Raw genomic sequence first — 11,909 nt, 5'->3', positions numbered from 1 at the left:
CCAATGAAAGTCGTCATCCTGGCAGGAGGGTATGGTACGCGCATTGGAGAAGAAACCCATCTTCGTCCGAAGCCGCTCATTGAGATCGGTGATTGGCCCATCATTTGTCATATCATGTCCATTTATTCCAAGTACGGTTTCCATGATTTCATCATCTGTCTCGGGTACAAAGGCTATATGATCAAGGAGTACTTTGCGCACTACTTCCTCCATCATTCTGATGTGACGTTTGATTTTCGTAATGACAATCAGGTCACTTTTCACAACCACAATGCTGCTCCGTGGCGAGTCACATTGATTGATACGGGGAAAGACACAGGGACAGGTGGAAGGGTGAAGCGCATTCAGAAGTATGTGGGAGAAGAAACATTCATGCTGACGTATGGAGATGGCTTATCCGACATCGATATTGAACAGTTGGTAAAATTTCATCGTACGCATAAAAAACTCGCAACGATCACCACGACTCAACCGCCAGGCAGATTCGGAGCATTGGATATTGCGGATGGGAACACCGTAACAGGATTCCAGGAGAAGCCAAAGGGGGATGGCGGATGGATCAATGCTGGTTTTTTTGTCATGGAGCCGGGTGTATTTGATTATATTGCGGGTGATGAGACGGTCTTGGAAAAAGAGCCGTTGGAGGGCTTGGCCAAGGCGAATCAATTGATGGCCTTCAAGCATACCGGTTTTTGGCAGCCAATGGATACGCTTCGAGATAAAAACTACTTGGAAAAACTGTGGAAATCCGGAAAGGCAGCATGGGCAACCAGCCGAATATAAGGAGGAAGCAGGAGTGGGCGGATTAAACGAGAACAGTGAAGAAGTTTTTTCTCCGATCGGATACGGGGACATAACGATCGATTGTGGAGCGAATTATGGGGTCATTTCACAAAAAATGGCGGATAAAGGCGCCCTCGTCTTTGCTTTTGAACCGAATCCATACGTATTTGAGGAATTGAAAAAAAGGGTTGGTTCCTATCCCAATGTCGTATGTATAAACAAAGCGGTATGGCATAAAAACGACAAGCTGCGCTTGCATTTGCATGATCTTTACCATACCGATCCGGCAGGGTCTGCGTATGCCTCTTCTCTTTTGACGAATCATCCTGTTACGAATCCCGATAAGTATGTAGAGGTTGAGGTAATCGATTTGACACAGTTCATCCAGATGCTCAATCGGCCGATCAAATTAATCAAAATAGATATCGAGGGAGCAGAATTTGAACTATTGGAAAAAATCGTAGAACAAAATTTACACCTGCAAGTAGAAAAAATCGTTGTAGAAAATCATGAATGGCTGATCGAAGGCTTGAAAGCGAAAGCCGATCACTTTCGGAGGGTCATGCAAGAAAAACAAATTCACAACATCGACTTGAACTGGATATAAGAAGAGTGCATAGCAGGTGAAGGGGAGCGATCCCAAATGAAGATACTTGTGACCGGCGCGACAGGCTTTCTCGGAAGCCAGCTCGTAAAAGCGCTGCTATTGGACGGACATACCATCATCCTTTTAAAAAGGAGCACTTCTGATTGCTCGCGTATCCAGGACATACTGCCTGATTTGATTACGTATGATACAGATCGCGGTCAATGGGAAACTCCTTTTTTCAAGCAGGGGAAAATCGATGCGATCATCCATACGGCAACCTGTTATGGACGCAACAACGAGAGCAATGCCACGATGGTAGATGCCAATGTGACTTTTCCGCTTAAACTGCTGGATATGGCTATGCGCATTGGTACCCCTGTTTTTCTAAATACAGATACGTTTTCCAGTGCGCCCACTCGATTATCCAATCATCTACAACCATACAATTTGACGAAGCGTCAATTTCGAGAATGGGGAAAATGCCTAGCAGATACATCTTCCTTGCAATTCATCAACGTTCGGCTGGAGCATGTGTATGGTCCTTATGACAATACGAATAAGTTTGTCACTTCTGTCATCAAAAGCTGTCTCGAAAATCAGCCCGAACTAAGGCTGACAGAAGGAAAGCAAGCCAGGGACTTTATTTATGTGGAGGATGTCGTTTCTGCCTACCGCGTGCTTTTGGCCCATGCTGCCCGTCTACCCGCAGGCTTTACGGAATACCAGGTAGGGACAGGTACGGCTACCTCGATCCGGGAGTTTGTAGAACTGGTTCATCAGATGACGCATTCTAGGACAGTCCTGAAGTTCGGATCGATTACGTATTCAGATAGGGAAATCATGCATTCACAAGCAGATACCCGATCGCTGCAAGCACTAGGGTGGAAACATCGAGTGAAGCTGGAGGATGGATTAAGAAAGGTAATGGCCACTTTCAAATAGCAACGCAACAAAAAACATGGCGAGCCAACAGCCATGTTTTTATTATGTGCGCTTAATCGAGGAAAGTCTTGTTTGTGCAGAAAAGATCAGCGTGGAAAGGTTTCATTTCGTCTAATAAATGGTTGTAGTTCTTCACTTTTACCACCGTATTGTCCCGCTTGAAAATATAAATATGGGTAAACAATTTCTCCAGCAGTGTGTATAGCACGAGTGGATGTCTGCCGAAGTTTTCCCTGATGCTTTCTGGGTTGAATTCAATGATTACATCCGGGTCCCACTGCTTAAGCGTTCGCATGGCACTTTCCAGGACGACGACCTCCGAGCCTTCCACGTCAATTTTAATGAGGTCGATGCGCGAGATCATATTTTGCTCTACCCAGTCATCCAGCCTGACACATGATATGAATTGGGTGGATTTCCCCACGTCTTCTGGCTCATACGGGATATAAGACCATCCGCCTCCACGTGGATCGTCATTAAAATGAATGTTCCCGTTGCGGTCCGCTATTCCGAGCTGCAGTGGCTCGACATTGGTGATGTGATTCTCGGCCAGGTTCCGCAGAAGATAAGGATAATTGGCATCGGAGGGTTCGAATGCGTACACTCTGCCTAGAGGTGCGAGATAGCTCAGGGCGAGCGAGATCGCACCGATGTTTGCTCCGATGTCTAGGCAAACATGGTCAGGTTGTACGATTTTTTTCAGAGGAAGGATAACATAGTCTTCATAATATCCTTTGTAATACTCCATAAAGTACAGGACGCTTTGATCGGAGTCGTCCCCATAGACGGAAAAGGTTCGATTGTCAAACGGCAGGTGAAAGTCAACTTTCTTCATCGAATTTGTTGCTCCTTCAAGTGGATTGTAGATCATGATGATGTCATTTCCTACGACAAATAGGAGGTCAGGACGAAGAGAATGAACGAATTCTCGTAGTTCCTGGATAGTGGGATAATCTTTCAACAATGGATTGGGACCAATAAAGCAGCGAGCATCATCAATCAAAATGACGTGATTTTGAACAGAATGCTGCAGAATGGCAGCTAACTCATGCAAGATAGGGGTGTCCAGGTCTCCCTTGGCTGCCTCCGTTGAGCGCGGGATGTAATGACCGTCCAGCCAAAACAGGCAAGGTGTTGTAACAGAGTGCATCAGGTTGGTCAATACTGCTCCACTGTCACCGTGGAGGATATGGATGTGGCTGTCGCCTGAGAATCTCTCTTTTGCCGCTATAAACAATGCTTCATCCAGCTCAATGGAAACGAGCAGGTCGAAATGGTTTTTCATCGCTTCCAACATGTCGCCCTTAAACGTGCCTGTCTCGATCAAGGTGCGGATGCCCATCGTTTTCGCTATATGCTTGATCTTCGACTTTTTCAAATCGTTTGTCGGTGCTTCCAACAGCCAAAAATCCCAAGTTTCTTGTTCTGTTAACGGAAACGGGATTCGGCGCTCCTTCCTCCACGTCTCCCGAATTTGCTGCATCCGAGACATACAAAGATGACCTCCTTTCAATGACATTAGCGTGCGATGGAAGAAAAAACAGCCAATGTTTCGCGTGCGCATTTCTCCCACGAAAAATGCTTGGCTTGATGGATGCCTTTGGCAACCAGGTCTGCTCTTGCCTCAGGTGTCAAATAAAGATGGGCGAGCTTCACCGCGATATCATCGGAAATATTCGGATCGAAGGTGAGAGCAGCGTCACCCACCACCTCAGGAATGCTCCCTGCATTGGAGCATACGATGGGAATGTTGGACTTCATGGCCTCTACCAGCGGAATGCCAAAGCCTTCGAAGAGGGAAGGGAAGCAAAGGAACTGAGCATTCCGATACAAGTAAGGCATCTCTTCCTGCGGTACGTAATGGAGCCATTTGACTTGGTCCCACAGCTGGTTATTTGTGATGTAATTCATGACGTTTTGATGAGCCTCTTGAGCAAAACCGGTGAAAACCATGGGAATTCGTATTTGGTGTTTATCCCGCAAAGTGACAAGTGCTTTGAATACATTCAGGTGATTTTTGTGGTGCCATGTATTCGCAGGGAAAAAGCCGTATTCGCTGGGCAGCTTATATTTTTGTATGACCTGTTGGTTGAGTGCCTCATTATGCGGCAAGGAAAATTCCCGCGAGGCATCCAGGTGGATTGCGTGTACTTTATGCGGAGGAAGCCCGAATTTTTGGAGGATCGTTTGCTTGGAAAACTCCGACAGCGTCAGCACGGCACTGCAACGCTCTGCAGACGATTTGTAGTTGTCCAGTCGCCAGCGCAAGGAATGAGCATCGAAAAACTCCGGGTAATACTCGTGCTGGATATCTGGAATGTTGATCACAGAAGGGATTGTGACATCGGTTGGATTTAAGACGAGCAGCGGACAAAACCACAAATTCAACTGTAGGGAGTTAATCCAGTAATGAAGCATCGCGTGTGCATTACCATGGTCGGGGACCATGAATTTGCGCACATTTTTTTGCGCCTCGAAGGTATGGAAGTTGTGTGAGGATAAAAAAAGAAACCACTGATGACCGTCCCCAACATTCATCGAGTAGGCCAGCAAGTTCCTGACATACTGTTCCATCCCGCCGATTTTGCCAGGAATCACTGACATCAGGTTTATTCCGACTCTCATGTTGGGATCCTCCCTTGCACGTGAGGATGTGCCATGTACCATGCGATCGTTTTCTCCAATCCAGCGAGTAAAGACGTTTGAGCCACGAAGCCGAACCGTTCTTTTGCTTTGGTTATATCTAAAAGGCGGCGCGGTTGTCCGTCTGGCTTGGTATTATCCCATTCGATCTCTCCTTGGAAGCCGCTTAGCTGTTTAATTGTTTCTGCTAAGCTTTTGATGGAGATTTCATGACCAGAACCGATATTGACCGGTTCAGATTGATCATAGCTCACAGTTGCAGCGATAATCGCTTGTGCAGCATCTTCGACATAAATGAACTCTCGTGTGACGCTGCCTGTTCCCCAGAGAAGGATCTTCTTCTCGTCATTGCGAATTGCATCCACACATTTTCGAATGATGGCAGGGATGACGTGTGAGGTTTCCAAATCGAAGTTGTCGCCTGGGCCGTACAAATTGACAGGAAGCAAATAAATGGAATTGAACCCGTATTGCTCGCGATAGGCTTGCGATTGCACCAGCATCATTTTCTTGGCTAAGCCATACGGAGCATTGGTTTCTTCAGGATAGCCATTCCATATATCTTCTTCCTTAAACGGTACGGGCGCATGTTTCGGATAGGAGCAAATGGTGCCGATGGCTACGAATTTTTCAATACCGAATAAGCGGGATTGCTCCATGAGCTGAGTCCCCATGATCAAATTATCGTAAAAGTATTTACCGGGATTTTTTTGATTCGCGCCAATTCCGCCGACCACGGCAGCCAAGTGAAGAATGATATCGGGACGGAAATCTTGCAACATCCTATTCACATCATGTTCTTTGCGAAGATCGTATTCATGGCTTCTAGGGATGAAGATGTCCGTACAGTCCAGCTTGCGCAATTGATGAACGACGTGGCTTCCTAGAAATCCTGATCCACCAGTCACCACAATCCGTTTTTTCGCCAGATTCAATTCGTGTCAACCTGCCTTTCTCGTCCGCATTCAAATTCGAGGCGAAGGGACTCTGCGATTTACCCAATTTTCGATATGGGCCTTGCCTTTGGTAAATTCCTGATAAAATTGGTACTCCTCATAGGAAAGCGGGAGGACTTCTTCCAGATGGTAGCTGACAGATCGTTTGACTTCAGGATTGTTGGGGTGGCTCTGAAGGATCTGTTGGCTGCAAAAAATACTCACTTCACATCGCTGTCCCTCGGAGGCAATGGGAATCGCGACTTGAAAACGCGCCTGGGTAACTTGGAATTTGTGTACGAGTTTCCCATTCCTCATGACATGAAAATGCAGGAGAGGGGCGGTATTTTGGTTGCTTCCTTTGAAAAGCAAAGCGTGCATCGGTCCATGGCTGGCTTCGATGGTCATTCTCAGGTTTTGGGGAGCCCATGCGTCCGGGTAGCGGTTGGATGCAATGATTTGGGGAGAGGGTCCGAATGCATGATACGCTTTCAGCTTGTTCAGAAACCAAAATGCTCCTTGCTTGTAATGCTTCTGCGTGTAGTGATAGAGCCATTCATTCGAGATGGTGCCATGATGCTTCACGCTTGTTTTCAAAATTTCGGAAAATCCTGGCTCCAATTCATAGACAAACGTTTTGCATGCGTCATATAAGCGTGAGTTAGCCAAGAATTCCGGTATCGTTCCAATCGGATAATGCAGGGAAATCCGGTTCCACAAATCGTAATCCATGCACCAGTCGTGTTCTTCATTTACACCACCAACTGCTTCAAAGGCATGCTTGCGCAGGAAAGCAGCGGGTTGGCAGATGAGGTTGAAATTAAACAATTTTTTTCTGTCAAACTCTACCCAAATGTACGGATACTTAACTTTGTCGTTCTCATCAATGTGGAGCCCTTTTCCGTAAACAACGCCCCAATCGGGATTTTGCTGCAAGGCAGTCACTGCTTTTCGAATGGCACCGGGAAAATACGTATCATCCGAATTGAGCCAACCGATAATCTCGCCTCGTGCCATTTGTAATCCTTTATTGACGGCATGGGATTGGCCGCGATCTGGCTCGGAAACGAAGCGGAAGCGGTCCCCAAGATGGCTGTATTGCTGCAAAATATTCTGCGTACCGTCAGTTGAAGCGCCATCGACCACAATATGCTCAATATGGGGATAGTCCTGTGTTAGTACACTATCGATCGTTCGTTTGATAAATTTTGCCTGATTGTACGAAGGGGTGATGACACTTACGAGAGGAAGGGATTGCATGGACATAAGAAGTTCCCTCCTGATTTTTTCTACTCATCCACTCGACGTTTTCAAGAGCTGTTCTGTTGGCGTAGTACAGAGCGCCAGTAATTCAATACATCTTCCATCGTTTGCTGGAAAGAGATTTCGGGCTCCCATCCCGTCTTTTCTCGAAACAAAGAAGAGTCTCCCAATACAATGTCTACATCAGAGGGGCGCAACCGTTTGGTGTCTACATGTATTTCTACCTGCACATCAGTCAGAGCGAGCAGCGTCTTCAACATGTCCTCGATGGTATAGCGAGTACCTGCGGATATATTGTAGACATCACCTGGCTCACCTCGCGTAATTGCCAACCAATACGCCTTGACAATATCCCGTACATCCGTGAAGTCGCGAATGGCCCCAAGATTGCCGACATGTACTTTTGGCTCTTGCAGGCCAAGCTCAATCTGGGCAATTTGTTTGGCAAAATTAGAGGTTACATAGCTTTCGCCTCTTCTCGGACCTGTATGGTGAAAGGTACGTGTACGGATGATCGCCAGACCGTAACTGTGATGATATTGATACCCGAGGTAATCCTGGGCAATTTTACTGACCGCGTACGGATTGAGGGGACGGAGGGGATTGGTCTCCTTAATAGGGATTTCCTCCGGATAAACCAAACCGTATTCCTCACTGGAGCAAGCGATTTGAATTTTGCAAGCAACAGCATGGTTGCGTACCGCCTCGAACAAATTTAACTGGGGGACAATATTGTTTACCATCGTATCTGCAGGAGACGACACCGAGGTGGGGACAAAGCTTTGAGCAGCCAGGTGAAAAATGAGATCGGGCTTTATTCTCTGGATGAGTTCATTTACAGATTGGGGATCTTTTAATTCACAGTTTTCCATATGCACGCGGTCCATCAGGTGCCCCAGCTGCTCTTTTTTGGTAAGGGACCGGAATGTGCCGTAAACATCTACATCTCCCCGCGACAGTAGATACTCAGCCAAGTGACTGCCGGCAAATCCCGTTACTCCGGTAATCAATGCCTTCATGAGTCGAATCCCCCCTGTCTATGATGCTCATAGCGAAGGATGAACAGCTTAACATATTATGAATATGGAAAAACGTGAAAAAATGGCACGGCGCACAGCTCGTTTCCAGAGGGAATTTTATTGGGTTCAGGGTTCGGCTGGCACCCATTTGCAGGTCGGATAATCGAAATACATGAAATCATCTGTGTTCGGGATGTCCTGTGAGCGAAAGTAGGGGATATATGCTTTTGCATGTCCTTGAAAATGTAAGGAATGAGCGCTAAGGTAGTCAGTCGTCCCGGTTATTTTGCAATAGAGTGCGCCATTCTTTTGATAAATCTGCTTCTTCCCATCTTGGCTGTCAGCCTGCGGGCAGGATGGGGCAAAAGGACAGTTGAGATTATGATCAAAAAAGCCGTTGGCAACGATCCCATACGTAGCTTTACGGCGAAGCGCGTAATTGTGAAACAGAATAAACAACACCATGTCAGAAATGGGAGCATCTCCGATTTCTTTTGCGAATTGAAGCAGAGTCTGGTAGTGAAGAGGGTCGCGAAAGAATTTGGTCGCGTAATCGCAAAATTGATTGAGTGTTTCCAGGTCGCATACGGTCGTCCAGGTGTACTCAAATGTAAAGTCATCGAAATCCTCATTGTCTCGGATGTTGATATCGGTGTATAGCATTACGTCCGAGTCCAGGTAACAACAACGTTCTATCCCTTGACTCCTCATAAAATCGCGCAAAATAAACCAGCGTTGGAAGCAAAACAGATTGTATTCGTAGGTGTTGGAAGTGGAGTGCTTGTAAACATTAGAGAAAGCTTGGGCGCTTTGGTAGAAACGACTCAACAGGAAGTGCTCTGTATTTTCCGCAGAAAGATACTTGTTTTCTGGGCTTCCGATAAGAATGACACGAGAAGAAGGGTTGCTGTATTTCGCCTGTTGCATGCATAATCCTACATGATCTTCAGCCGTTCTGTGAATAAACACGATGGGCAAGCTCACAATTATACATCTCCTCTGTCTGACAAAATGCCTGATAGGCTCCTATTGATAAACTTTATCCTAATATATTGTCCCGAGGAGGGCCTTGAAACGGCTGGCGCCTCTTACGTGGAACATTTTGTATGAGATGCATCAAATAGCCTGTTTTGCAGCCTGTTCCTTGAATGACCAATCGTATCCGCAAAAAGATAAATAAGATACGTAAAGACGGACGTTGTAAATGGAGGCATGGGGAGAATGAATGTGTTAAACCGATATGAAAATCGAGTGTATTCCCAAAATGGAGAGGACGGCATCATTGAAGAAATATTTTCGCGAATCGGGACTGCGAATCGCTATTGTGTAGAGTTTGGAGTGGGAGATGGCTCGGAATGCTTGATAAAAAATCTCGTCACGCAGCATGGATGGAGCGGATTGGCAATGGAAGGCGACCTGAACAGTTGCAATAAAATGTCTGCCGATTATGTTGCCTATCCCCAGCTCATCATCAAGAATGAGTTGATCACGAGAGAAAATATTGCCCAGTTATTCGCAGACAATGATGTTCCCAAGGAATTTGATCTGCTCTCCATCGACATTGACGGCAATGATTACTGGGTATGGCAAGCTCTTTTTGCGTACAGCCCGCGACTCATTGTCATTGAATACAATGCGGCTTACCCTCCTCCACAAAAAATGGTGATTGCTTATCAGGCTGATTTTAAATGGGGTGGCACTAGCTACTTTGGTGCGAGCTTGAGTTCCTTGGCTATATTGGGAAGAAGATTGGGGTACGCATTGGTGGGAACAGATTCAAAGGGCGTCAACGCTTTTTTCCTGAGACGAGACCTGCTTCACCAATCGGGTTTCCCTGAATTAACACCAGAGCAGGCTTATCATGCTCCTCGGTACGGAGCAAACGAGGGGGGACATCCTCATCAGTCCGGTCCTTATTTGGAAATCTAGTCCTTACTAGAAACCGAGCATTTGCAAGACAGCTTGCTTCAAGGTGAAGAGCCTTTCTTGGCTATCCTGACTACTCGTTCCTTTCACGCCTAAATAGATTTTGATTTTGGGCTCCGTACCTGAGGGTCTGACACAAAACCACGAATGATCGTGGAAAAAGTATTTGATGGTATCTGATACAGGCAAGGTGAGCGGCGTGGTTGTACCTGTTTGACAATCTGTGCGGATTCCGCTGGCATAATCTTCGATGGCTATGACGGGGTGGGAGGCGATTTGGGAAAGGGGCTGATTGCGCAGGGAAGACATCGTTGCCGATATTTTTTGCATGCCATCTCCTCCTTTGCACGTGAAAGAAATCAGTTCTTCCGCATAATGACCGTAACGGTTGAATAAGTCACTCAGTGTGGCAGCGAGGCTTTTGTCCTGAGATTTGTAGTACGCGCACATGTCAGCAAGCAACAAAGCTGTTTGTACGGCATCCTTATCCCGGACGAAATCGCCGATTAAGTATCCGTAGCTTTCTTCGTAACCAAATTGGAAGACGTACGCTCCACTCTTTTCGTAGGCATCGATTTTTTCGCCAATATATTTGAAGCCTGTCAAAGTGTCTTCTGTTGATATGCCGAAGTCTGTCGCGATGGCCCTGCCCATTTCAGATGTGACGATCGTTTTCAATACGATGCCGTTTTTGGGGAGCTCCCCCTTTTTTTGTTTGGTTTCCAGCAGGTAATGAAGAAGCAAGGCTCCCAACTGATTCCCGGTCAGGACGCTGTAGTCTCCTGCCTGATTTTTGACGAGCACGCCGAGACGATCTCCATCAGGGTCCGTCCCCATGATCATGTCGGCATCGACTTGTTCGGCGTACGAAATCGCTAATCGAAAGGCCTCAGGCTCTTCGGGATTAGGCGAGTCTACCGTCGAAAAGTTAGGATCGGGGACAGCTTGCTCTGGAACGACACTTACTTGTGTATACCCGAACAATTTCAATCCACGCGTGATGGAGTCATGCGTCGTGCCGTGCAGGGGAGTAAAGACAATCTTCATTTGCTCCCGGATGGCAGGAGATAAGTCTGGATGGACGCGCAATTGCTTTACTTTTTCCAAATACGTATCTAAGAGAGAATCGTCAATATAGTGGAGCAGTCCATTTTTGCACAGCTCTTGCTCATCTGCTGGAGTGATTTCGAGTTCATTTCCGGCTGCAACGATATGGTCCATCAGTCGCTCGGCTGTGGCGAGCGTAATTTGTCCCCCGTCTGCGCCATAAATTTTGTAGCCATTATATTCGGGCGGGTTATGGCTGGCTGTAATGACAATGCCAGCACACGCGCAAAAGTGACGGACAGCAAAGGAAAGCAGAGGGGTAGGAGTCAGCTGATTGAATATACATGTAGTAATCCCGTACTGACCGAGAACTTTGGCGGTTTCCTTGGCAAACAACGGTGAGTGTTTCCGTGAATCATAGGCAATGACGACTTTTTTGACGGCCAGATCCGGATATGTTTCGCGCAAATAAAGAGCCAGCCCCGCGCTTGCTTTGCGAATCGTGTATAAGTTGATGCGGTTTATTCCCGGCTCCATGACCCCACGCATGCCTCCGGTTCCAAATGCAATCGGGGCAGAGAAGCAATCCGCAAGCTGCTTTTCATCAGCGTGCATGGCGGTCAACTGCTGACGAAGCTCTGAATCGAGGGATTCACACTCGTTCCAGCGTGTGTAGTGTGTGTACCAGTTTGCATTCATATAGAATTCACTCCCGCGTGTAGAGTACGACATCATTTACTAGGGTATTAACAGAATGGTAAG

11 protein-coding genes are annotated in these 11,909 nt (G+C 46.8%); 4 read left to right on the top strand and 7 right to left on the bottom strand.

All coding sequences use genetic code 11. The annotated features are described in order from the left end of the window. Positions 1-3: 3 nt before the first annotated feature. From rfbF to M3630_RS06190, 3 genes are read left to right on the top strand one after another with little or no spacing between them, the layout of a single operon-like run. Positions 4-783, top strand: a complete 780-nt coding sequence (gene rfbF, locus M3630_RS06200; protein ID WP_251251572.1) for a glucose-1-phosphate cytidylyltransferase — start codon at positions 4-6, stop codon at positions 781-783. Between the two features lie 13 nt (positions 784-796). Then, positions 797-1,390 (top strand): FkbM family methyltransferase, encoded by a 594-nt coding sequence (locus M3630_RS06195; protein ID WP_173608551.1) that lies wholly within the window; start codon positions 797-799, stop codon positions 1,388-1,390. 36 nt (positions 1,391-1,426) lie between these two features. Next, the gene (locus M3630_RS06190) at positions 1,427-2,314 is read left to right on the top strand and encodes an NAD-dependent epimerase/dehydratase family protein (RefSeq protein ID WP_251251571.1); all 888 of its coding nucleotides are present in this window, start codon (positions 1,427-1,429) and stop codon (positions 2,312-2,314) included. A 52-nt stretch (positions 2,315-2,366) separates the two neighbouring features. Here the strand turns inward: M3630_RS06190 and M3630_RS06185 are convergent, their stop codons facing one another. The 6 genes from M3630_RS06185 to M3630_RS06160 form a co-directional block, all read right to left on the bottom strand. After that, complete coding sequence (locus tag M3630_RS06185) at positions 2,367-3,806, bottom strand: FkbM family methyltransferase (protein ID WP_251251570.1); 1,440 nt, start codon at positions 3,804-3,806, stop codon at positions 2,367-2,369. A gap of 26 nt (positions 3,807-3,832) precedes the next feature. After that, the gene (locus tag M3630_RS06180) at positions 3,833-4,939 is read right to left on the bottom strand and encodes a glycosyltransferase family 4 protein (protein ID WP_251251569.1); all 1,107 of its coding nucleotides are present in this window, start codon (positions 4,937-4,939) and stop codon (positions 3,833-3,835) included. After that, complete coding sequence (locus M3630_RS06175) at positions 4,936-5,892, bottom strand: GDP-L-fucose synthase family protein (RefSeq protein ID WP_251251568.1); 957 nt, start codon at positions 5,890-5,892, stop codon at positions 4,936-4,938. The genes M3630_RS06180 and M3630_RS06175 overlap by 4 nt, the downstream gene beginning before the upstream one ends. Positions 5,893-5,922: 30 nt before the next feature. After that, positions 5,923-7,158 (bottom strand): glycosyltransferase family 2 protein, encoded by a 1,236-nt coding sequence (locus tag M3630_RS06170; protein ID WP_251251567.1) that lies wholly within the window; start codon positions 7,156-7,158, stop codon positions 5,923-5,925. Between the two features lie 44 nt (positions 7,159-7,202). Then, on the bottom strand, positions 7,203-8,174 hold the full coding sequence (locus M3630_RS06165; RefSeq protein ID WP_251251566.1) for a GDP-mannose 4,6-dehydratase: 972 nt from the start codon (positions 8,172-8,174) through the stop codon (positions 7,203-7,205). A 126-nt stretch (positions 8,175-8,300) separates the two neighbouring features. Then, on the bottom strand, positions 8,301-9,158 hold the full coding sequence (locus M3630_RS06160; RefSeq protein WP_251251565.1) for a hypothetical protein: 858 nt from the start codon (positions 9,156-9,158) through the stop codon (positions 8,301-8,303). Between the two features lie 237 nt (positions 9,159-9,395). Between M3630_RS06160 and M3630_RS06155 the strand changes: the two genes are divergently transcribed. Further along, positions 9,396-10,103 (top strand): hypothetical protein, encoded by a 708-nt coding sequence (locus M3630_RS06155; protein ID WP_251251564.1) that lies wholly within the window; start codon positions 9,396-9,398, stop codon positions 10,101-10,103. 6 nt (positions 10,104-10,109) lie between these two features. Here M3630_RS06155 and M3630_RS06150 read toward each other — a convergent pair whose 3' ends face one another. Further along, on the bottom strand, positions 10,110-11,846 hold the full coding sequence (locus M3630_RS06150) for a phospho-sugar mutase (protein ID WP_251251563.1): 1,737 nt from the start codon (positions 11,844-11,846) through the stop codon (positions 10,110-10,112). Positions 11,847-11,909 lie beyond the last annotated feature (63 nt).

The organism is Brevibacillus sp. MER 51 (genome assembly GCF_023714195.1).
In the GTDB taxonomy this organism is placed as follows: domain Bacteria; phylum Bacillota; class Bacilli; order Brevibacillales; family Brevibacillaceae; genus Brevibacillus.
This window is presented reverse-complemented; position numbering and strand designations above follow the sequence as displayed.

Coding starts and splice junctions, on each gene's coding strand:
- rfbF (WP_251251572.1), top strand. CDS start 4: ATGAAAGTCGTCATCCTGGCAGGAGGGTATGGTACGCGCATTGGAGAA.
- M3630_RS06150 (WP_251251563.1), bottom strand. CDS start 11,846: ATGAATGCAAACTGGTACACACACTACACACGCTGGAACGAGTGTGAA.
- M3630_RS06190 (WP_251251571.1), top strand. CDS start 1,427: ATGAAGATACTTGTGACCGGCGCGACAGGCTTTCTCGGAAGCCAGCTC.
- M3630_RS06155 (WP_251251564.1), top strand. CDS start 9,396: ATGAATGTGTTAAACCGATATGAAAATCGAGTGTATTCCCAAAATGGA.
- M3630_RS06165 (WP_251251566.1), bottom strand. CDS start 8,174: ATGAAGGCATTGATTACCGGAGTAACGGGATTTGCCGGCAGTCACTTG.
- M3630_RS06170 (WP_251251567.1), bottom strand. CDS start 7,158: ATGTCCATGCAATCCCTTCCTCTCGTAAGTGTCATCACCCCTTCGTAC.
- M3630_RS06185 (WP_251251570.1), bottom strand. CDS start 3,806: ATGTCTCGGATGCAGCAAATTCGGGAGACGTGGAGGAAGGAGCGCCGA.
- M3630_RS06180 (WP_251251569.1), bottom strand. CDS start 4,939: ATGAGAGTCGGAATAAACCTGATGTCAGTGATTCCTGGCAAAATCGGC.